The organism is Ruminococcus flavefaciens (genome assembly GCF_900143025.1).
GTDB classification, from domain to species: Bacteria; Bacillota; Clostridia; order Oscillospirales; family Ruminococcaceae; genus Ruminococcus; species Ruminococcus flavefaciens_I.
This window is the reverse complement of sequence record NZ_FRCT01000015.1, coordinates 59,979-84,542: the sequence shown is the minus strand read 5'-3', so window position 1 is coordinate 84,542 and position 24,564 is coordinate 59,979. Positions and strand designations below refer to the sequence as shown.

22 protein-coding genes and 1 tRNA gene are annotated in these 24,564 nt (G+C 39.4%); 5 read left to right on the top strand and 18 right to left on the bottom strand.

What is annotated here, in order from left to right; genetic code table 11:
• Window positions 1-257: 257 nt before the first annotated feature.
• From BUB28_RS13535 to BUB28_RS13525, 3 genes are all read left to right on the top strand, one after another.
• A tRNA-Leu gene (locus tag BUB28_RS13535) sits at window positions 258-342 on the top strand.
• A 223-nt stretch (window positions 343-565) separates the two neighbouring features.
• The gene (locus BUB28_RS13530) at window positions 566-1,426 is read left to right on the top strand and encodes a retron St85 family effector protein (RefSeq protein ID WP_072952078.1); all 861 of its coding nucleotides are present in this window, start codon (window positions 566-568) and stop codon (window positions 1,424-1,426) included.
• 192 nt (window positions 1,427-1,618) lie between these two features.
• On the top strand, window positions 1,619-2,731 hold the full coding sequence (locus BUB28_RS13525; protein ID WP_072952077.1) for a retron St85 family RNA-directed DNA polymerase: 1,113 nt from the start codon (window positions 1,619-1,621) through the stop codon (window positions 2,729-2,731).
• A gap of 60 nt (window positions 2,732-2,791) precedes the next feature.
• On the opposite strand, the gene BUB28_RS13520 is transcribed toward BUB28_RS13525, so the two are convergent.
• The 18 genes from BUB28_RS13520 to BUB28_RS16565 form a co-directional block, all read right to left on the bottom strand.
• Window positions 2,792-4,366 (bottom strand): recombinase family protein, encoded by a 1,575-nt coding sequence (locus tag BUB28_RS13520; protein ID WP_072952076.1) that lies wholly within the window; start codon window positions 4,364-4,366, stop codon window positions 2,792-2,794.
• 73 nt (window positions 4,367-4,439) lie between these two features.
• A complete protein-coding gene (locus tag BUB28_RS17515) occupies window positions 4,440-4,562 on the bottom strand; it encodes a hypothetical protein (protein ID WP_278291297.1) in 123 nt (40 codons plus the stop codon).
• A gap of 209 nt (window positions 4,563-4,771) precedes the next feature.
• Window positions 4,772-5,050, bottom strand: coding sequence for a DUF6809 family protein (locus BUB28_RS13510; protein WP_072952074.1), 279 nt, complete (start codon window positions 5,048-5,050; stop codon window positions 4,772-4,774).
• 26 nt (window positions 5,051-5,076) lie between these two features.
• Complete coding sequence (locus BUB28_RS17105) at window positions 5,077-5,235, bottom strand: hypothetical protein (RefSeq protein WP_175547858.1); 159 nt, start codon at window positions 5,233-5,235, stop codon at window positions 5,077-5,079.
• A gap of 440 nt (window positions 5,236-5,675) precedes the next feature.
• Window positions 5,676-7,001, bottom strand: a complete 1,326-nt coding sequence (locus tag BUB28_RS13505; RefSeq protein ID WP_072952073.1) for a relaxase/mobilization nuclease domain-containing protein — start codon at window positions 6,999-7,001, stop codon at window positions 5,676-5,678.
• On the bottom strand, window positions 7,001-7,312 hold the full coding sequence (locus BUB28_RS13500; protein WP_072952072.1) for a plasmid mobilization protein: 312 nt from the start codon (window positions 7,310-7,312) through the stop codon (window positions 7,001-7,003). Before BUB28_RS13500 ends, BUB28_RS13505 begins: the two co-directional genes overlap by 1 nt.
• Window positions 7,313-7,587: 275 nt before the next feature.
• Window positions 7,588-8,697, bottom strand: a complete 1,110-nt coding sequence (locus BUB28_RS13495) for an AAA family ATPase (protein ID WP_081373527.1) — start codon at window positions 8,695-8,697, stop codon at window positions 7,588-7,590.
• A gap of 303 nt (window positions 8,698-9,000) precedes the next feature.
• On the bottom strand, window positions 9,001-9,669 hold the full coding sequence (locus BUB28_RS13490) for a sigma factor-like helix-turn-helix DNA-binding protein (protein WP_072952070.1): 669 nt from the start codon (window positions 9,667-9,669) through the stop codon (window positions 9,001-9,003).
• A 180-nt stretch (window positions 9,670-9,849) separates the two neighbouring features.
• Window positions 9,850-10,980, bottom strand: coding sequence for a bacteriophage abortive infection AbiH family protein (locus BUB28_RS13485; protein ID WP_072952069.1), 1,131 nt, complete (start codon window positions 10,978-10,980; stop codon window positions 9,850-9,852).
• A gap of 447 nt (window positions 10,981-11,427) precedes the next feature.
• Window positions 11,428-12,336, bottom strand: coding sequence for a GIY-YIG nuclease family protein (locus BUB28_RS13480; RefSeq protein WP_072952068.1), 909 nt, complete (start codon window positions 12,334-12,336; stop codon window positions 11,428-11,430).
• 13 nt (window positions 12,337-12,349) lie between these two features.
• A complete protein-coding gene (locus BUB28_RS13475) occupies window positions 12,350-13,981 on the bottom strand; it encodes a DUF6119 family protein (RefSeq protein WP_072952067.1) in 1,632 nt (543 codons plus the stop codon).
• Between the two features lie 21 nt (window positions 13,982-14,002).
• The gene (locus BUB28_RS13470) at window positions 14,003-14,923 is read right to left on the bottom strand and encodes a BsuBI/PstI family type II restriction endonuclease (RefSeq protein ID WP_072952066.1); all 921 of its coding nucleotides are present in this window, start codon (window positions 14,921-14,923) and stop codon (window positions 14,003-14,005) included.
• Window positions 14,920-16,404: an Eco57I restriction-modification methylase domain-containing protein gene (locus tag BUB28_RS13465; RefSeq protein WP_072952065.1), complete on the bottom strand. Its 1,485-nt coding sequence runs from the start codon at window positions 16,402-16,404 to the stop codon at window positions 14,920-14,922. Before BUB28_RS13465 ends, BUB28_RS13470 begins: the two co-directional genes overlap by 4 nt.
• A gap of 104 nt (window positions 16,405-16,508) precedes the next feature.
• The gene (locus BUB28_RS13460) at window positions 16,509-17,468 is read right to left on the bottom strand and encodes an RES family NAD+ phosphorylase (protein ID WP_072952064.1); all 960 of its coding nucleotides are present in this window, start codon (window positions 17,466-17,468) and stop codon (window positions 16,509-16,511) included.
• A gap of 450 nt (window positions 17,469-17,918) precedes the next feature.
• Window positions 17,919-18,146, bottom strand: coding sequence for a hypothetical protein (locus BUB28_RS13455; protein ID WP_072952063.1), 228 nt, complete (start codon window positions 18,144-18,146; stop codon window positions 17,919-17,921).
• Between the two features lie 119 nt (window positions 18,147-18,265).
• Window positions 18,266-19,873 carry a lectin-like protein gene (locus BUB28_RS13450; protein WP_072952062.1) on the bottom strand — a complete coding sequence of 536 codons (1,608 nt, stop codon included), beginning with the start codon at window positions 19,871-19,873 and terminating at the stop codon, window positions 18,266-18,268.
• A 248-nt stretch (window positions 19,874-20,121) separates the two neighbouring features.
• Window positions 20,122-20,703, bottom strand: a complete 582-nt coding sequence (locus tag BUB28_RS13445) for an SOS response-associated peptidase (RefSeq protein WP_242939998.1) — start codon at window positions 20,701-20,703, stop codon at window positions 20,122-20,124.
• A gap of 145 nt (window positions 20,704-20,848) precedes the next feature.
• Entirely contained in the window at window positions 20,849-21,643 is a 795-nt protein-coding gene (locus BUB28_RS16565) for a GNAT family N-acetyltransferase (protein WP_242939997.1), read from the bottom strand.
• A 705-nt stretch (window positions 21,644-22,348) separates the two neighbouring features.
• On the opposite strand from BUB28_RS16565, the gene BUB28_RS13435 reads away from it, so the two are divergent.
• Window positions 22,349-22,975: a signal peptidase I gene (locus BUB28_RS13435; protein WP_242939996.1), complete on the top strand. Its 627-nt coding sequence runs from the start codon at window positions 22,349-22,351 to the stop codon at window positions 22,973-22,975.
• Window positions 22,976-22,993: 18 nt separating this feature from the next.
• Window positions 22,994-24,544, top strand: a complete 1,551-nt coding sequence (locus tag BUB28_RS13430; protein ID WP_072952060.1) for a BsaA family SipW-dependent biofilm matrix protein — start codon at window positions 22,994-22,996, stop codon at window positions 24,542-24,544.
• The last annotated feature ends 20 nt before the right edge of the window (window positions 24,545-24,564 follow it).

The window sequence follows — 24,564 nt, the reverse complement described above, 5'->3', positions numbered from 1 at the left end:
CTCCTGTCGGCAGTCAAAATCGGCAGTAAAAATTAAATATGCGGGTATGGCGAAATTAGCAGACACGTCAGATTTCGTTCGCGCTACGTCATTGGATTTATAAAACTGTCCACTGTCGGCAGTAAAATTCGACAGTCAAAATTAAATATGCGGGTGTGGTGAAATTGGCAGACACGCAAGATTTCGTTCACGCTACGTCATTGGTTTTATAATACTGTTCCTGTCGGCAGTACAATTCGACAGTCAAAATTGAATATGCGGATGTGGTGAAATTGGCAGACACGTTAGATTTAGGTTCTAATACCGAGAGGTGTGCAGGTTCAAGTCCTGTCATCCGCACCAGCAATAAAGCTCGATTATTCGGGCTTTTTTCTTTTACACTTCTCTATTCCTACCTTGGTACCAGGTAATGGGACGCGGAAGGTGTAGTTACTGTGTGTGCCTACACACATATAGCACTAAATAAACAATAATGGTTAAAATGTTTCCAATTACTATTGACAAATTCGACATTTTATGATAAAATTGCAACAGGAACTTGTTAATATTGTAAAGGAGTTACATTATGGAAGATATGTATGAAAGAATATATAACGACGTTTTTTTGCACATATCAAAATCTAATCTTGATTTATTCCTTTGTGGAGGCGCTAGTACTAAAGGGCGACAATCATATAGAGATACAATAAGATTAAAACTTGACAAAGTCGATAAAATCAATGTTTTGTATCCTGAAGATCTATTCATGGAACTCCTTAATCGAAAAAAATATGATTTGTTAGAACTGGAAGATTTTCTTGCAGATAATAGTGACTATATTGTTATCGTAAGCGAAAGCCCTGGATCTTTTGCTGAATTAGGTGCTTTTGCAAATAATATAAACACGGCCGCTAAATCAATTGTTTTTTTACAAACAAAATATAAATCTGCTAGAAGTTTTATAAACCAAGGTCCAGTTCAGCATATTAAAAAGATCAACAAAAGCAATATTCTTTATTTTAATGAAAGTAATTTAAACGAAAGCGTAAATAATCTTTTAAAAAGAATTGGTATTTATAAACGCAACGGTATCTACATTAACAAAAATAAAAGTATTAAAGATATCGATATTATATCCGGACAATTACTCTTTATTCTATTGCTTTTATATTTCTACGTTGAGTTGGAAGCTAAAGAATTAGCACATAATATAAAAAATATATATTTAAAAAAATTCGAGCCTAAAAACTTTGATATGATATATTTAGCTTCCTTGCGTCGCCTTTTTAGTAAAGGTTTAATTTGCAAAAACAGAAAAGAAGAAAAATTCTATTATCAACTATCTGATAAGGGATATAAATATGCAAAATCCATGTTAAATACAGCAGATATTGCTAACCGAAATAAAATACTTAATCGAATCAGGTTAGAAATAATTAATGCTTAAAATAATCAGCACTACTTTCTTAGCCTGTTGAAGAAAGAGTTTCTCCGACTTCCTACGGAAGATGGTTCGTCTTCCTAAGTTTCAAACATTATCATAGTTACACAAAAGCAATGTAAAACTCCACGACTGTGAACTTTAACATTGCTTTCGCGATAAAACATTTTTTGTGTAAGAAAGTGGTGCTGATGTTTTATGATAGATAACAAGAATAAAATAATACTTGATTCATTAGGCTTGCCATGTTTAGTTTCTTTCGAAGACTTAGTTAAAGCCATCAGACTTGATTCTAAGCTTATTTATTGGCTTTCATCTGAAACAGAAAACAAATACAAAACATTTGAAATTCCAAAAAAGAATGGTGGAGTACGTATTATACATGCACCTGTATACTCGTTAAAGCAAGTTCAAAAATGGATTTTATGTAACATTATATATAAAATCAAAACCTCTCCGTATTCTCTTGGATTTAAACGTTCAAGTAATCTCGGCTCACCGCTTTATATATCTGCCCAAAATCATAAGTATAACTTGTATGTTTTAAAACTAGACTTAAAAGACTTTTATCCATCAATAACGAAGAAAACAGTATATAATCTTTTTTTAAGCATAGGATATAATTCTCAAATTGCTTTTTTATTAACTAATATTTGTACACATCATGGAGCATTACCGCAAGGAGCTGTTACATCCGCTCATTTGGCCAATCTTATTTGTAGAAAAATGGACTATAGATTAGCTGGTTATTGTCAAAAGCATGATATAGTATTTACAAGATATGCTGATGATATGGCTTTTTCGTCAGATAATAGAGACACTTTAAAAAAAGCATATAAAACCATTTGTAAGATAATAAAAGATGAAGGCTTTATTGTTAACGACTTAAAAACACGTTTTATGACGCCTAAGTGCAGAAAACAGATTCTAGGAATAACGATAAATGATAATCAGATTAAAGTCTCAAAAGATTTGAAAAGAAAAGTTAGAGCTATGATTCATAGATCAATTGCAACTGGCGAGTATAATAACAATGATGTAATAAAAGGCTACATTTCATATATCAATTCCATTGAACCAGGTTATTTAGAGAAAACGAAAAAATATATCTCTGAACTAATTACGAATTCTCCACTAGAGCTTTATCCTGAAATTATCAATCGGTTTAATTCAAATAAAATTTATTCTGACCTACCTAATATGGAGTTAAAGGAACCAAGTTACTTTGTTGAATCTCCTTATGATACTGATTACATGAATAATGAATATGAACTACATCAGGATTACTTGGAAGGAATTAAATGCAAATAATGCAATCACATTTTATGTATATATTTATTAAGCCGCAGGTCTCCCTGCGGCTATTGCTTTTTAATCATTTATCTCAAAGCACACTGTGCTCGAATCATGGAAGTCTCCGTTGAACTCCAACGACACATCAAGGCTACCGTCTTCGTTTTCGTGGACGTTTATCTTCCGCACGAGCAGTCTGATGTTGGTATCGCTGATGTACGGCTCTAGCAGCACCTCGTCCAGAAGCTCCGCGGTAGACATCAGCTCGTCACGGCGTTTCTTGCTGAGCTCGTCGAACTTCTTACAGTCCTCTATCTTCTGTGTCAGCTCCGCTATCTCAGCTTCTCGCTTTTCGATCATAGAGTTGTAGACCTTGGCGTGTTCGCGGTCACCGATACGCTCCATTATCAGTCCCTCGATCTGCCCGTTAAGAGTAACTATCTTTTGCGAATATTCTTTTATCATTTTATCGTATTTAGGCTTCTTTTTGTTCCAGTCCTTTACGATCTCATCGTACTTCTGACTGGAATCCAGTATCTCCTGACGGAGCATTGCAAGCTCTGTGTGTATTATCTCATCGAGTTGAGGCTCTCGGATAGTGTGAGCGGTGCAGTATTCGTTGCCGTAGCGGTGGTTGCTGTTGCAGGTGTACTCTACCCATGAGTGCCCTGCTACTGTCCGTTTCTTAGCTATGAGGCTCGCTCCGCACTCGGCACATTTTATCATTCCGCAGTATCTATGGATAACGCTTCCGAACTTCGCCCGGGCATGATTTTTAAGCCTGCTTTCAAGCAATATCTGTGCCTGCTCGAATGTCTCACGGTCGATTATCGCAGGCATGAAGTTTTCGTGGCGGTACTGCTCTTCAGGCGGAATAACGTCCACAGTCTTATAGATTTTCGACGTCACAGTCTTGTGATTGACAAGAGTTCCTGTATACGCTTCGTTCTGGATTATACGTTTGACCGTTGTTTGCACCCACAAAAATTTCTTGCATATCTCTGTTCTTTGTGCTCCGACCTTTCTGTGCGAGAAGTATTCAGGAGATTTTATTCCTCGCCGGTTGAAGTCTTTCGCTATTGTACTGAGTCCGTAGCCTGCGAAGAATTTCTCGAATATCTCCCTGACTATCGCTGCTGCCGTTTCATCGACAAGCACCTCACCTGTATTTTTGTCCTTATAGTAACCCATTGGCAGATTTACGGTCATTCCTGTTTTCTGCTTCTGACGAATTCCCGTGCGGACTTTCTTGCCTATATCCTTAGCGTAGAAGTCATTGACGAGCTGCTTGAATCCGATTATCATATCGTCATTCTCGTTTGAGGAGTCGATCCCTTCGGTCACGGAATATACTCGAACATTGTTCTCACGCAGGTAGTCAATGAACAGCGCCGTGCGTGTTCGGTGCCTGCCGAGTCGGGACAAGTCCTTGACCAGCAGAACATCGACCTTTCCGTCCTCCACCGCGAGCTCTATCTGATGAAGTCCCCTTCGTTCAAATGTCATACCTGATACGTTGTCGTCGAAGCTCTCGCCTGTTATATCGTATCCGTTCTGCTCTGCATAGTCCACGAGTATCTGCCGCTGATTCTGAAGGCTGTTCATCTCAGCGTCCTCATCTCGGGACAGTCTGTAATATAACCATGCTTTCATTTTTATACCTCCATTCATTTTGGCAGTCGCAGCACCTAGTTTGGTGCTACGACACACCATACCACAGACCTACTCAGAAGTCTACTGATTTCTCGTTAGTTTCCGATATTTCGACCTTATCAACAACATCTGCCAGTTGACATTTGTCTATATCACCCGAATGGAGATAGTCGCTGAGCAGCGATTTTATGAACAATTCGAAGTCCTGCGTGTCTCCATTAAATCTAACATTGATGTTTCTGATTTGCGGTTCTTTAATAGTTCTTCCCAATATATCACGCTCCTTATATATCTCTCGCTTGTGTTTCCTATGTGATTTGAATTGCTCATTTTAACATTCTCCTTTTTGAAAACGACTAAGGGTACGGCTCTGTCCGTACCCTTTCCATTTTGATTGTTATGATTTTATTTCAGGTTCTCGCTCCTGCCGAACATCACATCAGTTATCAGTTCAGCGCAGTCGCGGAAGCCTTGTATGTAGCTCTCTGCTACCATTGTTTCGGACAGCATTCCCTCCATATCCGTTATGTTGTTCAGCAGCTTTCTATCGTCAGCCGATAGACGTTTCTCAAGCCTGTCACACATCTCGAAAAACTCCAGACTTCGCTTTGCATAGTCGGAGTCCTTTCTCACATCGTGCTGACAAGGTATGACGTTCCCGTAATACAGATCCTGCAACTTCATCGCCTCGATCACCTCCTGACCAACAATCATACCACAGCTCGCTGTCGAAATCCATTCACCAGAACTACTGAATGTCGGCTGTTGATACCGAGCACAACCACTACAAGGGTATCTGCTTTCACAATACCCTTATTACAAAGGCTGTCACGTTTGATGATACCCTTTGTTGACAGAGACGCCGTCACGTTTCGTTACTCCAGCCCCCCTGACCGAACAAATCGTTCTGTCAGCTCATACCTTCTGATACGGATGATTTGAAGGTGCTGCCGTTTCAGCAACGCCTGTCGGTACTGAACGTTTTGTTCACACTCGCCCCGAATCAGGGCGAGTGCAGTACGGTGAACGCGGCGTTCACCGTGAGCTGCTGTCGTGTTTCCATACATCAGGAATGTCCGTTTGGGGTCACCCCTTTGCTGAACCTGCGATTCGCCGACTCAGGTGGCGAGGTGGCGATTCACCACCCCAGCGTCATGACGGGATGTTTCATCCCACCATACCGAATTCCCATTTCGGGAACTCGCTCCTGAGGTAGGACAGAGTGCAGTCCTGTTTCGGAACTTCAAGTACCGTTACGGTAGTCGGGCTCTGAAAAATAACTCACGGACGTTTTATCCCTGAGTAATAGTCACCCCATGTGTATTCCGTGAGCTTCCTTGCGCTCTCGTTCCTCAGCAAGTGCTTTGCTGTCAACATGCCCTCGAGCATACTCAGTATCGTCATCAACAGGTTCGTCCTCGATCATCGAAGCCAGAGCAGCAATGCCACCGACGATATCAGGTGCAGCACTTCTATCAGTACCACCAGTCGGAGCAGTCTGAAGCCGTGACTTCTGCTCTGCTCTTCGGAGCATTTCAGCTGCGATAAGGTCTGCTCGTTCAGCCTCCCAGCCTGTGATACGAGGTCCTTCGCCGCCTGATCCAGCTTCGACACCTCTGCCGTCACGTTCTGCGACGTCTGCTCCTGTATCTCCTTTCCCTGTTCCAGCAGCTGATCGTATATCGTCTGCTGATTTCGCAGGTACCGTTCCATCTGTGCGTATGTCATAGTTTCGTCTGTCTGAGCCTTGACATCGAACAGCGTATCTGTCAGAAGTTTCAGCTGTGATATCAACGCCAGCCAGTTGTGTTCCTGGACGCAGACCATAGTTGGTATGTCCTGTGTCTCCTCCAAATTCTGCTTGGAGGCTTCTTTCGCTTCTTCGTATTTCGAACTCATATTCCATGTTCTCCTTCCTGTATTTCGCTTCGTGAAGCTTATTGTCGCGGCATCTCCTGCCGTTGGGACAAGTGTATGTGATGTACTTTCGGCTGTCCTCCCATTTCACATCGTAGCCACACTGCTTCATATAAAAGCGGAATTGCTTCTTTGATTTTGCTCTTTTCATGACCATGTCAATGGTATTGGAGAGAGTCATTTTCCAGCTCTCACCTCGCATTGCAACACGGTACTCTCCGTTAGTGATACCATTGCTCTGCTTGTGTATCTCAGGATTGCTGAGAGTTGTCACTCCGTACTTCTGACAAATTTCATCGCTGAGATGCCGAAGGTCTTGCAGTGTGAACTTGTTTGAGTGGTACTTCAGACCTGTCTCGGCGTTCACTGCATTGAATATGAAGTGCGAGTGTATATGGTCTGCGTCGGTGTGAGTTGCCACAACAATTTCGTGTCCCGGGAATGCTTTCTCAGCAAACTCGACTGCAATCTTATGAGCAAGCTCGGGAGCAATATTGTAGCCACTCGGATGCGACTGAACGAAGTGATAATATTTGACTCCGTCAGTCTTACCGTACATCTCACGGGTATTTTTGAATTCCTGATAGGCAGTTGGCAGCGAACAGTTGAGAGCTGTCACGTATTTCTTACCCTTGGTCTTGTCATCGCGGCAGATGTACTCGAGACTTTTCTTTCCACCGCCACCGCCTTTCGTGCTTATCGCAGTGACCGTCGCCACTATTTCACCTCCCGAAGCAGCTGACCTATCAGCTCTGTGACCTTCCTGTGCTCGTCGAGGAGCGGTTGAAAATTCACAGCGGTCAGCCTGTCCATGTTTGCAAGTGTAGCTATCTGATTGAGGTTTCGCCCGATAGCTTTCTGCTGCCGAACTATCTCATCGATGCCGTGTGCAACAACGATTTTCTTGCCAAGAGTGCACCGCATAACGAAGTCATTCAGCTTCAAGCCGTGCCTCTCAGCCAGTTCGTGGATACGCCTGCTTTCTTCCTCTGTGCAGCGTATCGCAATTGTGGTATTCTTCTTTCTCATGTTATCTACCTTCTCCTTTTTATGCCAATTGAAGTGGGTTCGGGCTTCTGCCCGACAAGCAAGGCGGCAGGCGGAATGCCAGTAGCTATGCTTGCCGGCTTTTCTGAGCCGATTTTTTCGGGTACCGTTGCTTTTCCCTTCGCCGATAGTATCTGTGTGGTATCGCCACACTCGCTCGACGTTGCGCGACAACCGCTTTCACTGCCGCAGATGGGATAACTCCCCGATTTGGGTGTCGGCGGCAAAAACGGGCGCTTTTGTGCGTGTGTATACCGTCACCCTGAACCACATATAACGTCACCCTCTGTTTTACCGTCACCCGTCTCAACCAAAGGTAAATAGACGTTTTCTGGACTTCGGGTGCCGGTATGGTCAGCAATTTCTACCCACAGCAGACTTCCGTTTTTACTGTCACCCGACTGGTCATAAACGAGCTCCAGTATGCGCGAGCCATGGCTTCTGCGCATACTGAATTGCACTCCGTACACTTTAAGTTCTTCGGTATGCTGAACGAGATTGCGCGTCATCCAGTTCGGAGCATACTCACGAACGAAGCGTTTGTACATCAGCTTGCAGAGTTCTGTTGCTGAACCTGTGAAGCGCTTCTCATCGACCATGAGATCATGTATCGCGAAAGAGAAAAGGTCTGGCTTGCGCTCAGGAACATCGTCAACTACATTCCACCTGTGATTTGAAAACTCCAAATTCAATTCAAGGTGTTCAATGTCACGACCTGCGCAATGCAGCTTTGCTTTACCGCTGCCGCGCCGTTGTTCTATCATGACCATGATTCCGTCGACGCTGCCGATGATACCTGTCGAGCCTGAGACCATATTAAACGGATCGCTGTCATAACACTTGCGCGTATGATGTACGACAAGTATTGCAACTTTCAGCTTGTCTGCAAGAGCTTTCAGTACAGAAAGCTCTTTGTAATCCGAACCATAGTTGACATCAGTGTTGCACCTGATTTTCTGAAGTGTATCGATAACAATTACTTTCAGATTCGGAAGCTCCTGTTTACTCTTTTCAAGTTCTTCCTCAAGACCGTTGCCTATTGATCGCGCTTCTATTGCGAAATTGAGATTCTCACAAGGTTCGTTTGTGAGCTCGTATATCCTGTTCTGCAAGCGCAGGAGGTTGTCCTCGAGACTGAGATACAATACCTGACCTGTATTAGTATCGTGCTTGAGGAACTGCTCGCCGTTTGCGACCGACATACACAAGTCAAGTGCTAACCATGACTTGCCTATCTTCGGTGCTCCTGCAAGGATATACAGCCCCGAATACATCATTTTGTAGATGATGTATTCCTGCTTTTCCAGCGGAGTTGTCATTATGTACTCGCTGTTGTAGATCGTTAATTTGTTGCCTATAATCTCCATCTCCTTTTTATAACTATCTGGGGAAACTATTTGTACCGATAACCTTAGACATTTTTATCACCTCCATGATTGCAACAGCAATCATAATTTGAACTTGTAAAAAAACGCCCTGCCGATGTCTCAGCAGAGCGTTAATGAAAAAAGCCTCCATATATATACCGATGAGAAACAGAAAAAACGAAGATTCAAATAATCGGGAAGTAAATCTTTGTATAGTCGCACAACTGGCGAAACAAGAACGCACGTTCACTTAGTAATATTTGCCAAAAGAAAAATCCCCACAGCAGTACTGTGGGGAGATGTTTACGCCGCCGGATCTTTATCGGACGAACCAGTTCGGATAGCGGTCTCTACAGGCGCTTCTTTTTGCATAAAGATAATTTTACACTGTTCAAACAATGACAATATCCGTTTATAGTTGTAGCTGACTAATCCCGGATAACCGAAAGCTTTAGCCTCTTCATAGAGTGAGATATACTCATCGCGAAGTTTGTCCAAAGCTCGTCGGCGCAGATCCTGCACCGCTCGGACAGTTGTACCCATTCTTTCTGCTATTTCATATGTATCAAGTTCACTTTTGAAGGAGCAGTAGAGAGCTCTATACTGCTTCTTTGTGAGAGCTTCCATCGCCTCTCTGAGAACCGGATCATCAAAAAGATCATCAAATCCGTTTGTGACTCTCTTTTCAGCGTTTAGAGCAACAGCAGGAGGTTCCTGAAAACGCTGCTTTCGCGCTTCTGCACTTTCCCACTCGCTGTATTCTTCAAGACTGCAAGCCTTTCTGTTCTCATAGTATCGTCTGTCCGAATTCAGTTGGTCACGCTCGACCTTCTTCCATTCATCAGACTTATAGAACGATGTCGCCTGTTCGTAGGCTTCCTGACCATATGTATCCTTATAGTTCTGTATCGGCGTATCCAATTCAAGAACGCTCGTATCGTCTTGCTTATGATGTCTGTTCACTCTCTTCATGCGTTTTCCTTTCTGGCGGAAGGCTTACTACGTATGTATAGAATGAACGTTCTTGCTTGGTTAATGTTATTTTAGCACACATTTGTTCGTATGTCAATAGAAATCGAAAATTCGTTCTTCAGACAACAAATAAAAAATGATGCCCTCAGATATAACTAAAGGCATCGTTCACTATTGTGTTTATAATATTTCCGATGACGATTGCTTAAATATAATGCTTCGATTCCTTCCATCAGTACGTTTTATCAATTCTTCCTCGCCGATTACTTTTACTAAATTAGCAATCTGATCTCCCATTGATTCTTTACTATGATAGAAAATCGTAGTTATTGTGTTGTCTAATAATATAAGTCTTCTTAGTATATCAGCGTCAGTTATATCCAAAGAATGACCATAAATATACACATTATTGATAGGCGGATTTGCCTTTGCAAATCTTATGTTGTTATCATTTATTAATCTTGCCCAATCGGTATAAAGACAACCAGTCCCTTTATAAATTCTTTGAAAGAACTTTTTGAATTGTATGAACTCATTGTCCTTGTCTTTATCTTCTCCTGACAAATACTCGTCAATTCCCAACACAAGATTGCAGCTATTTACGTCATTGGCTATATTCGCTTTACCATGTATGAAATCATATTTAATACTACCTGTGGATTTATCGTATATCTGTTTATAAGTATCAGTATAATTAAATGATAAAACGCAGTGTATTTCCAAGTTTGCAATATCCTGCAATTGTGAGCAAGTATCAATTGATATGTAATCAGATAGATATATTTCCAAACATCTTATAAGCTTGTTCAGACAATTTAAAAAAAGGGTTTTGATAGCTATAATATTTGATGCAGTAAATGTAAACACTTCATGATTTTTAATTATTCCATCCCTAAAAACAACAGGACATAAAATGTTTAAATGCCATTGTTGTAAACAATAATGTTCATTTTCGTCATCATGTTTTAGTGCTTCATTTATAGCGTGTCTCGCCGAGTCAAGTGCTTGTATAACAAGAGAAATCTCACTTTCAAAGTCAATCCATCCATCTTTACCTTCAGTTTCTCTTCTTTTATATATTTGGGTAAAATAATCAAGCCAACAGTTATCAGTTATAAGCTTATCAAGTTCATTATAGATTTCTGGTCTCGTATTCTTTAATGATTGAAAATACTTATAATACAGACTATCGCAGTCTTCTGTTGAATTCTTCATTCTATAGAAGGCTTGTACATAATTTAGAAAATCGCCATATTTTGTAGGCAATCCATGAGCTATGTCAAATCCGTTTCCTATAACTAAAATATTCATAGCATTCGCTCCTTTACATAAACAATCTTTCGCTATATAATCCAACTGGGAAGCAATCTCACTAAACTCCTAACTCAATTCAAGTGTTCTTGCTCCGATACTGTTACCGCCGATAATGAAAGCCCCACAATCTAAGACTTTTATAAATACTTCGTTTGTTTGTATACTTCCTGACCATTTGTATTCTTATAGCTCTGTATAGGTGTATTCAATTCAAGAGTGCTCATATCGTCATGCTTATTATGTCTATTCACTCTCATATTGTATTTTCATTTCTGACGGAAGGCTTACTACGTACGAATAGAATGAACGTTCTTGTTTGACTAATGCTATTTTAGCATACTTTATGTCTGATGTCAATGTAAAAATCGAAGATTTGCTCTATAATATATTATTAAAATTGCCCTCAGCAGCACTGAGGGCATATATATTAACTATAATCAATTATTAGTCTTTCGATGACTCTTGTTCTTCTAAATCGTGCAACGTCTTTCCGTCCTTTGTTTTCCACGACACCCATCCGTTACAGCTTTTCCCCGTAACAAATTCAGCAGCACTGGAAGGACTGGTGAACAGCACATCTTCCTGTAAGATATTGTCTATAATCTTACACTCTTCACGCTTTTGGCGGTTGCCAGGCGATATGGCATCATCTGTACCGCTGCTTGGAGCAATCTTGCTACCTTTCAGAACGACAAAACCTTCTGTGGTCTGCTTGGCAGATGCTTCGACGGTAAAGTTGAGTTTCTTGATAGTGCGAGTGAAGAAAAGCTCTATCTCCTCAGATGCAGTATCTGAGGTATCTTCGATAACAGGAGCGGTCTTATTCAGCGGAACGAATATCTTATGACCGAGCGTTCCCATAATGAGCTTGGCGTAGTCAACAAACTCCTCAAGCTCACTTTCTTTCTCCTCCGTGATATGTCCGGAAGACGGATCGTTTACGTTCTTGACGATATACCTGTTGGTTTCGATCGCAAGATTGCAGAACTTGTTTTCGAGATAGCTTATCTCAGTCGGACCGAAGGAGTTGTTGGAGGTGGTGAATACTACAGCCTCCGTCCAATAGTCCTTATCGGGATTTCGCTTATGCTCCATAAGGCGGTAGAGTATGCCCTCGCCGTTCTTCCTGATGCCAGCCTGTCCTATGTAAGCGATGTTCTCGCCGGTGTCATCGGATACGCCAAAAAGGAAATAAACTCCGCTCCATTTCAGATCTTCACGGTTCTTGCATTTTTCTATTTCAGTGCGGGGGATCTTATACGCAACACCTGTCCAGTTGGCAAGTGTGCATTTGATACGTCCGCTTGCATCTCCGTCCATAAGGAAGAGATTTATGTTTTTTCCTCGGGGCATAGTATCACCTCGTTCAATTTCTGTAATTGATCTGTATAATAGGTTTTAGTCCCATAAGTCGTACTGCTTTTTTCCATTGATCCAATCTGTTTTTTAGCATTAGCATTTTTAAGTTATCAAGCACAGGGGTGCCATTATCATCTTCAATATGTGTATTTGTTTCTAAGACAAGCCAAATTACAGCTGTAGTGATAGACGGAGTACCTGGAAGCAACCCTTTCTTATACAACTTTAAAGCTGTTAATGACTGATCCACTACATAACACAGTTTTGAGGATGAGTTACCTATTTTTACTGCATACATGAAACCGTCTTTATACAAATCCATTACTTCTATGCGTTCTTTACCAGCTTCTTTTAATGCACGATCATAGCAAATAAATCCATCGTCACGACTTCTCAACTCATTAAATGCTCTCTCCGCATAGTGTTTATTCTTTATTATCTTTTTGATTTGTTCATCATTTAATCCTGCATATTGCGGATCATGTTTTTCGGTATTAAACAAATCTTCAACATATCTATCATGAATTGATTCTGAAAAATCAAATTGCCTATCATATACCGTTTCAATTTCAGCAAGAGAGTCTCTCAGGTATTCAAGATAATCATCATTGTATTTATACCATATTCCCTTTGATAGTAGAATCTGTTCATCATCAATAATATAATCAATCATGTCATGTACTAATCGGTTTTCTACAGGTTCCCCGTTGTAGAAACTAACAACCCTTATATCAAGTACATTACTTTCATAATCGATACTATTTTCTTCACAGAATTCACGGATTGATTCAGCGTTTAAAACAGAAATCTCTTTTTCATGTCGTTTATATTTCAACATGAATGTACCATCGTTGTTGTTGAAAACTTCGGTCACGCCAACAATATCAAGTTCAGAGATATTAATTACAGCTTGTCCTTGCCGTATTTGATCTCGAAGCATTTTCTCCAACTTCGCAATATAATCTTTATCAGTGATCTTACTAAACACTGGAATTTTACATTTATCTTCTGGATTCTTTAATGCTTCCTCCACATGGCTGATTAATTCAATTATCCTATCTAACGAATCACTTTCTGTATTAAAACGAATAGATGTTCCGATTTCAAGCGATGGCTTATACAAGCTGAATCCATCTGGCAATATTTCTTTTGCTTTCAGTTTGGCAAATGACTCTCCGCTTTCAAATTCCAATTCGCTATAATTTATATATGTATTAACGACCTTATTACGGCGAAGTCCAGGTGTTGTTAACGTGGTCGTTTTTATTTCTTCATATTCAAGCTTTCTACCAAATGCAAATCCAAAATCACGATCACAATACTTATCAACAAGGAAGAAGGCGTGACCAAATGTTATTGCATAAATAATTCCATAATTATGTTCAATAACTAAGACAGCCTTTGGAGATGATACAGTCTTTATTGAATCCGCATTAAACTCTCGAAGCAGCCAATTCCAAGCTATAGACTTCTCTTCATCAGGGATAGATAAGTATAGAGTACAACTAAAAATGTGTGATTCTTCTGATGTTGACTTGTCACATTCAATCGTTTCAATCTCTTCCATTTTCTCATTTAAAGACTTATAAAACTCACGAGATTTGTCGTTATCAATTTTGTAGAGATTTATAGCACTCAAATCCATTCCCCCTATAATGATTTACTTCCTCGGTCCGAGGAACTTATCTCCATTAAGATGTATCATATGATCAGGCATATCAGCTATCCAAACTTCTGTCTCCCAGGCGAGTGTTTCCGAAAAGTGCTTGAATGTCTTGAAATCGAGAAACGCTGTCACATATATCTTTCCTGCCGTTACATTAGCGGTCATTTCTTCGATTTCCTTTATACGTTTCGGATCCATCGGACCGACGGAGGTGACAGATTCTACGAAGTATATCCAATTCTTATCAGCGCGATATAATACAACATCAGGCATTTTATCATGCAAAGTGATCTCAAATCCAAGCTCACGCAGCTTGTCTACGTTCTTTACAAGGTCTTTCTCTATAGTATCACCTATATAAAGGCATTCAGAGTTCGGAGCAAATCTTGGGGCGAACTCCTCAATAATAGCCTTTTGAAGCTCATTATGTTTACCGGGAGAGAAAGTAAAGCTGTTGCCATTGATGTTTACGGGCATTTTCAGCATACTGCGTTTCGATTCGTACAAACTTATCAGGCTCTCATGGGCAGCTAAGAATTCTTCTTTTTTGTCAGCCCAAGCACTCGTTCCGTAGCTTCTGATAAGATCAAGCATTTCCTCGGTCAGCCTATAACGATAATTCGGACTATTGGTCGCTTTGCCGTTATCTTCTATAAAAGCTGCATTACGAAAATGGTGCATAGCCTGTTTACGGAATGTCTCTCGACTGTTTTCAGCATATGCGACATTGTAGCTGTCTTTTGTAAAGGTCAGGACATCATGAATACGAATCCATTTATTCGTTGCTTTTGCCCAGTTGTCATCTTCCTTTATATCTGCCATTGCGAGAAGGACATAGCAACAGAGGTCAGCCTGCTGCTTACTGGGTACATTCAGCTCCTTTAAAAATGCTCTTGCTTCTTCTATCTTACTCATAAGTAACTCCTTAATATCATATCACATGATTCTTCGGACATATCTCTCTTGGCAATAAGCTCTTTCCCCATAGACTCTATTGTACTCATGGGAGGAACAGGCATAGAATTAACTTCTGTTGAATTCACCTGTGTAGAGCCGTTCAGTATTCTATAATAGCTATCGTACATAGTGGAGTTGAAAAGCACATATAAGCCATATACAACACACTCAGACAGTCCTTTCAGCCCGTCTATAAAGTTTATCTTATTCTGTGTGCTGATCTGTTTATAACCGGGATATTTTCTTGAAAGGTAAACACCGCACTGTAATCTACGATGTTCTTCCTTTGCGGTAAAACGCTTTACGAACAGATAATTAGCATTTTTCTGCAATAGTCCTGACTGCTCAGTGACTAAATACTCGTGTTCTTTACCTATTGGAAAGATTACCTTTCCGGATTGTATGTGCTGAGAATAGAATAGAGGAACAGCAGTCTCCTCCGCTGTATTTCGGAGGGCTTCACGATTTCTGAAGTCAACCGTCAGTCCTGTTTTCATCTTTAGTCCTAACGATGGCAGAGTATCGTTCCACTGATTAAGCTGTCGAAGAGTTTCAACTTCCTCGGAATTCGTGACAAGATAAACATACTTATCCTTACCACAAACGACTATATCATAAGGGGCTTGGAAAGATGTGATCTCAGAGAAATCCTTATTGCTGTTTGTGGAAGTTATGGTGATATAAGCGGGTTTATGGATAGTCTTTCGGAGTTTTACGATCATAGTCTCCTGTAAAACACTTTCGTTCTCAAAAACCTTATCTCTGCTGACAAACAGATGAATATGTTCGATAACGCTCTCACTAAACAGCTTTTGTCTGAAAGCATTGAAGTAGGCTCCTGAAGTCCAGGAACGAGGAATGATAAATACCATTTCTGAATCATTTTTGAGATTGAACAATGCCATCTCCGTGAACAAAAAGTACAGATTAGGTGCGCCATAGCATATATCAGGCATAGAATGAGCTTCAACTGCATCCTTTGGTATTTTTTTGTAAGGCGGATTGCCTATAATAATATCATATTTGTAAGGATCAGTCTTTGCACCGAGCATATTGTTATAGTCAATCTCGTTATCCAGGATATAGTTTTCATTCCTGACCTCATAGGTCAACTGAAAAGAAACATTATTCTTGGCATATTCGAGGTTATCTTTCAGTATCGGAATGATTTTATCATCATTTTCATAGCAGACAAGATTAACTTTCTTTACTGGAAGAGCATCTATCCTCTCCAAAAGAGCAACAGAGAGAATTCCTGAGCCTGCACCGGGATCAAGAACAGAAATATCTGTTCTGTCTTCCGAAATATTAAAAAGACCTGCCATGAACACAGCCGTTTCTTTACTTGTGAAAAACTGCCCGTATTTCTTGCGCAGTGTCTTCGGCATTGTCTCGATATATTCAGTTGTAATCTCTACAACCCTATCTAACAGCATCATTAAATCGCCCCCTCTATCAAATACCCTTTCCATAAAAACAATATACCTTTTAAATATAGTATAGCATCATAAATAATCTTAGTCAAGCGATTATTAATATCACATTATTCGCTTTTGAATGGTAAAAAGGATGAATAATCAACACTTATATCATTGATGATTATTATATCAGACGAAACAAATGTTACATCACTATCGTCAAATAATAAAACATTATATCCATCTTTTTTCATTGCACTCTTATATTTTATACCATCAAAACCGTGTTTTTGCATCATATGTGCCATATACTGAGTAATATGATAGAAATTCTTATCGTCTTCTGCATTCGGCTCGCTAATTTTATTAACTGGTAACTTTAACAGTGCTGCCCATGCCTCCATGGATTCAACATTTTCACCTGATAAATCAACTATTTTAATTACTTTATTAGTTTTATACGTTGCTAGACTGTACTGTTGACCAATAGAGGGGCGCATTTCATGAAGAGCAGTTTCTTTGCTTAATGCAAGGTAAAGATATGCATCTGAAGCTGTGTTAAGCCGTCCTTCTTTTCTATACTGAATTGGTGGAACACCACTGCCATTACTATCGAATCCATAAACACCAGGAAGACTATATTTCTTTTGTACAGAAGAAATATGCTCGAGTTGCTCGGCTGTGTATTCCTTAATTCCCAATTGCTTAATAAGATAAATGTCTTCAGAAGCTAAATGAAAAGAATCATCTTTACTCATATTTTCAAATTCTTTTTTATCATCCTCCGATAGAATAACGTCATACATTTCATCCCAAATAATACGCAAGTCAACGCCTAACTCCGAATAGTTTTTGCTGTGAATTGGTCTTGCACGATACATTAGCATATCAGATGGTAATGATAATAAAGGCAAGTCGTTAACCAGGACATTATCAAAGAAATCTTCCATTTTCTTTTGTGATTTTAAATCGTCCTTATCATACATCCGCATTTCTTCCCATTCCCTTTGATAGTTTATTGCTATGATAGCCAAAATCTTAAGTGCTTCCATTTCATTATCATTATAGTTATTACTGTTTTCCATCTTTTCACTTCCAACTTAATTAATGCATTTTCTCATAAAAATTTGTATATTTATGAACTCACCATTCTCAATGGATTAATTTGTAAGTTTTATTCATTATACCATATTTTAAGTCCAGTATCAATAACGAATTATTATAGCGAAATGGCTTCTTTATATATAAACTGTTCAAATGACGTTGCGTTACCATTAGGTTCTTGTGCCGCAAGGTGTGCAGGTTCAAGTCCTGTCACCCGCACTAAATAACAAAACGCCTGATTATCGGTTTATACCGATTTTCAGGCGTTTTTCTCATATTCCGAATACGATGTAAATTCGATATTTGTACTAAAAAATGCGTAAAAATCACATATTTTCCAACGGAATCACACGGCAGTCACACGGATGTTCTCCAGATACTATTATAATTTTAAGGACGGCGTTATGCCGTCCAATAAGTCTTTGATGCATTTATTCTTCTAAGAATTTCTCAATAACGACCATAATCTCCTCAAGGCGCTTACCGCCGATACCTTTGATTTTGCTCAATTCAGCTTCCAATGCTGGAAGATCAATGGTTTTGCCTTGTTCTCCGAGAAGCTGATCTCCATATCGAAGAATGAACTTTGTAAGCTCCTCTCGGTTCATCTTCTTGATTTTCTTATAGGTATCTCTGTCAATAATCTCTTTCTGTCCCATATATAGCTCCTTTTTTTGTTTCTTGTAACCTATTATACCATATCACCTATGCAATGTAAATACGTAAAATAGCCAAATAGTGAACACAGCGCCTCCATGTGGAGGCGCTGTTATAATTATTATTTCTTTTTCACATACTCTTCAATCGATATAATATCTTCCTTGGTGGTAGATGTATATGCATAATATGAAAGAATACATGAAGCGTCAACCGCGTCTATTTTTTCGTCATTATTGACATTTGCTGAAAGCTTCTGTTCGTCATTAAATTCACCATCTTTATTAGTGGAAATATTGGCATAATATGTAAGAACAGAAGATGCGTCAACAGCATCTATTTTTTCATCGTCATTTACATCACCAAGCGTATATGCCGGATAAGTAGAATAAATCACTATAGGCACAACCTTTGAATCTTCAACTTTCCAGCCGCTGCCAAGAACAGCAGCAAGTTCATCGGGAGTCATTTCTCCGACAACGCTTCCAGTATCACCAACATCTGTATACTTGTAGCTGTTTATAATATTTACTGTAACTCCTATACCGTGTCCCAGCGGATCAATACCTGAACACTCTGTATATGTACCGTTTTCAAGACAATTGCTAACTGTATGTGTTCCGCTATAATGACACCATCCATAAATACCACAGGCAGTACTGGTCGCCCCCTTTATCTCTCCGGAAAACAGACAATTGCTAACCGTTGTGTCAGATGTATAGGCGTGACCAACTATACCGCCGCAATGGGAACTTGTTGTTGTAATTGTTGCTGCAACAACACTGTTTTCAATAGTATTGATAGATTTGTCCCATATAAGACCAACCATTCCTGAACAGTGCATACCGCCTGTAATTGTTCCTGTCACCTTTAGATTACGTATCGTTGCGTTATTTACGTTGCAGAATGGTGCTTCATAGCCTCCGCTGCCTTCGATTTTTACATCAAGAGTATGCCCGGCGCCGTCAAATATTCCGCTGTAAGAATTGCCATTCCAGTCTCCCGAACCTAAATACTCATGATCAAAAGTACCTACCATTTCAGTTACTCCTGAAATATCAGCCGTCATTACAGCACAGGCAGAAGTATTTGCTCCGCTGTTCACTATATTTACGAATTTTTTGTAATCCTCAAGTGTACCCAGCTGATAAGGATTCTTTTCAGTTCCCTCACCGAGCAATGAAGTACTTGTATCTATACTGCTATCCCATTCACATATGAAGCCTGTTTTATCAAGTCCGAAAAATTCGCCGTCGTCATCTGTGTCTCCCCAGGAATATGCAGGACCGGACGGCAGTCTAATTCGGTGTATTTCCACATGATATCCTTCATATGCATTGTCTGGTTGACCTTTTGCCCAGTTAGTATACGAAGTTTCCTCTCCGGTAACCCATTTGAATTCAAGGTCATAAACAGTTGCTCCGATCCAGTATACCTCCATATTGCCGTCGCTAAGAAGTGATTCTATAAATGTTTGTTCTTCTGCCGAGGTGATAGTCACAAGGTGACCACCCTGCTCTTGACAGAATTTATTTGCTTCACGCCACATAAATGTTGTTTCTGATGTTGCATCAAATCGCTGGTAGGTATGTCCATTAAATTCCTGCTTTTCTCCTGCTCCACTGATAACAGGACTATCCGTTGATTCAGCATAGGATACCGGAATACTTATACAGCTTGCAGATAATGCAACAGCAAGTGCTGACGCTAAAAGTCTGCATAATTTCATTATAAAACCTCCTTTGCTCAAATGCGAGCTTCGTTTATAAATGAATTCTAACATGACTTATACTAAAAAGGCAATATTTTGTTCAATAATTTACAAGTATTTCATAATTATTGTCACTTCCTACAATAAGGAACGTTTTTGTTTGTATAATGAAGCATTTTTATGACTCAAAGTGTTCTATACAAGTAGACCAGAAGGTGTATTTCCGTATTCAAGGCTGTAGTCGTCACTGTCGCAATGTTCCAACGTTATGGGCGTATCCATTCCTTCACGTCTTCTTTGCCAAGAATAATGGGCATACGATTATGGATATCCCTTACAATACCTGCAGCTTCTCTGGTGAGGATAGAAAACATAGGCATTTGCATACCACCATGATCCTCATAACGGTATAGTCCTGCGATATATGTGATGTCTGAGCCTTCTGTCTGTATGGCAAACTTGATCTTTTTAGTATTCCGGTGCTCACTCATACTGCGACTGTCTTCTTCATATACAGGATATCCCCACTCATAGTACCATGAAGCAGGGATAACACACCTTCTCCTGTACCAGGAATCCCGCCACAATGGCTTACTATCAGCAGTCTCTACGCGGCAGTTTGCAAGAGGCTTGGGAGTAGCTTGATGTGTAAATCCCCATGCCATAGGGAATATAGTCATTTGCCCATATTTGTTCAGTGCAAGAACAGGTGCTATGTCTGCTGGATAAAGGTCTCCGGACATGGATAGGCTCTTTCCAAGCTTTATCGACATTTCCTGTGCAAAGGATATTTTTCTTATCTTAATGAGGACCTCGGCCATTTCCATAGGTTCTATTCTCAGGGACATACACATGAAAACACCTCCCAGCACAGCGGAATTAGAATATATGTTCTGTTTAGATTATATCATATGAAGATACATTTGTCAAGATAAAAGAAGGACCGCCCGTGAAGTGACGGCACTGAGACAGAATAATTAAGCCATAGTATCTTTAATGTGTTCTTTCGCCTACTGCGACCTCATACGCAGTATATGTATGATCGAATTGATATCCGAATTTCTCTGCTAGATGAACAGAATTCATATCATGTGCATCCCAGCTTGGATCATTAACATCAGGATATTCAGTGAAATGATCATGATAATTAATAATATGAAAAGCATCACGAATATCGATCTTCGAGTCCAGATTCACATCGCCTTTGCTCAAAGGTAAACCTGCGTCATCTGTTGAAGTAGCAAGCACTTTTTTAATGTCTTTTTCATCAATTGACCCGTTATTATCTATATCCGCATTGTTAGCAGGAGTTGAAGGAACATTTATATCATAAAGTATTGCTTTTTGTATTGTTATATCGTCATCCCAGTAAATTTCAGCCCAGATATCATTTTCTTCATATTCCGGAACTTCAAAATCAAATACTATTATTTTATCTTCGGGTACAGTCAGTTCATAATCACCGACGCAGAATAACCATTTCGGCGTTTGTATATTATAATTGAGACAAACGGTTTCAGCATCAGAGTTGACCTTAATACATATTGCTGCCTTTTTAGCACCTAAAGTCGGTATTTCAGCCATACTAAAAGGAGAATCCTCAGTACCCAGACCGTCATATATTAATATATCCGAATCTGTCAGAACAAGATCATCATCATCAAAAATCACAGATCCACAAGCAGTTTCCGCTGCTTGTTGTTCAGCAGCTGATACCGTGCTAAGCGGTAAATTTGCCATTAAAAAAGCCAGAGACAATGCCAGTAAATTCTTTTTTCGCTTTTGCATAATAACCATCCTTTCGTGCAGATAATATTCGGCTTTTGTTATATGTAATTACATATAATTATGATTTCATTATAACAAATAGCGATATATATTTCAATAGTATTTTATATTGTTGATTTATTTTGTATATTCCAACGTAACGCATAGATGAATATATGATATATTTCGGTATATTCGTATATAGTGATCTATCCATACCTTGATATAGTCAATAAAGCGCGAAAGATATATTTCGTGAATATGACGATAAAAAGAAATCCGCAGGTCTCCCCTGCGGATTTTTCAAATATAAAGGCTGAGGTCACCTTTTTCTTTTCACAATGCTCTGTATTTATATCACCGATATTGAACGGATTCAACAAAAATATCTGAGTAAAAAATCAGACAATCCGCATTGCTCTTAGTATTAATTCTGAACCCCAAACGTGATAGCACAAAAAGTACAACTCACCATTGATATTACAATTGGTATAATTACACACTTGTAAATTGTGAATAAATCTTAAACAAAGCAAAAACTTTTTAGCTTTCACTGCCAAAAATTCAGGGCATTTATTGTAATAATCTACAAAATTATAAAGTTGAATTACTTATGTGCAAATATTCTATTTACAAATAGTTTACTCAGTGATATAATATGAGCATAAAAATTTTTTATATGCCAATATAAATGTATTATTATAAAATAAGGAGGGATTGCTATAAGTGGGTACGATAGCAAAAGAAGTACCGGGCAATGATATCACAAAAGGTTTTCGCGTTTATTCAATTGCACGAAAGATCTTTATATACTGCCTGTCTGCTTTTATTGTAATTGTCGCTATTTTCTTTGCAACAAGCAGAAGCCCCAATAAATCAATGTTCGGTTTCAGGTACTATGTTGTACTTACAGACTCAATGGTGCCTGAATTTTCAAGCGGAGATATGGTTTTTGTTAAGCTTTCAGACGCAAAGGATATAAACAACGGCGATATCATAACTTTTAATCCTTCCAGCAGCAGTGACGCATATCTTACACACCGAGTTACAGAAAAGATCACCGACTATCAGGGTACAGGCGTTACTTGTTTCAAAACAAAGGGTGACGCTAACAATTCCGAAGATTCGTTCCTTATTGATGAGAGCAGAGTTATCGGAAAGGTCAAGTTTCACGTTCCCAAATTAGGGGTAATAGTAAGATTTGTTCAGCTCAGGTGGTATTTTATCCTGCCGCTGATCGTGTTGTTGTTTGTATTTTTCAAAATGATGAAGTATTATTTTGATCTGAAAGCAAAAAACAACAATTCTAATGTAAATAATACTGTTATTACAGAATCTGAAAATAATGGTTAAATAATAGGAGGATCGGATATGAGCAATGACATTTCCAAGAAGAAAAAAACATCTAAAGAAAAGAGAGTCCTTATTGCTTCACTTTGCATCGCTGCTGCTATAGCAGCAGGAAGCACCTTTGCATGGTTCACCAGCAAGGACGAAGTAACGAACAGACTGAGCGCAAGTGCTGCTTATAATGTAAGCATCGCCGAAGATTTCCAGCCGCCTGAGGAATGGGTTCCGGGACAGGTAATTGAAAAGAATGTTTCTGCTACCAATACCGGTAATGTTGATGCATTTGTAAGAATGTGGATGCAGGGCGAGATGCGTGTTATCAAGGAAGACGCAAATGGCGTTGCACTTGATTCAATCGGCACAATCATAGATGCTACTGATGAAAACTATAAAAAGCTCGGATTTACTAAGTATAACGGTTCAAAGTATCTGAAAACATTGAGCAAAACATCAAATGAAAACCCCGATGATGCACAGAATGCTTCTTCAACCAATACAAAGGCTTACAGTGAAGTAATGGCTATGCAGTCAGGCGGTTTCCTTGCCTATGCCCCCAGTGGTGCAGAGTATTCATATACTACTAATCAGGAAACTGTGCTTGATAATTATTACAATGGTACAGCTCTTATCAGTAAGACTGTCCCTGCTAATACTAATGTTGAGGTCGTTGCTTCTAACACAGCTGATAAAGTAACTGCGCAAACTTATGATGGATCATCAACTTATTTCAAGGGTGTTGCTATCGATTCTGATACATTCAAGCCAAAGACAACAGGTCTTTATCTGTTCAGAAGAATTATAGACACCGGAACAGATGATAAATATGAATACAGCGGATACTATTATATTGCCGGTTCAGGATATGGTGATGGTACTTATTATGCGCTCCAGACGGGTAAGCACGCTACAACTGATACCAACACCTCTGACAATACTGTTCCAACAAGTCAGATAACTGTAGCTCTCGATTCACAGTCAAATCTTGTTGACCATATTACTCCTGCTTGTAAGCTGTTGACTGTTACTGAGACAAAGGTTGAAAATAGTGGTCTGAATTGGGCTTACACTCCCGGAACTGACGGCAAGGCTACAATGACTGCAACATATAATGGCGGTACGGATGACACTACAGATGATATTGCTATTGATGTTGCACTTGTTAATGTTGACGCAAGAACTACAGGTTTGAATAAGGATGATAATACAAAGGGTGATACAGAGACTTGGAAAGCAATTGGTTCAGGAGCTCTCACAACATTCTATTACAACAATGACCTTGAATCAGGCGACACAACTTCTCGTTTGATTGACAGTGTAATGCTTAATCAAAATACAACACAGAAGGCTTATTATGCATTTGATTTCGACCTTAATGTATTCCTTGAGTCTGTTCAGGTTACTAAGGATGAAACAAACAAGGAACTTACAACACCTGTTACACCTTGGAATGCTTCAACGAATGGAGCATCAACACCTGCAAATGTTAATACAGGTGCAAAAACAAGCACCCCAACATATGACACAACAGATGCTACAGAAATCAATGTAGTTGGTTGGACAGCATTAAGCTAATCATTTGTAACATAATCTCA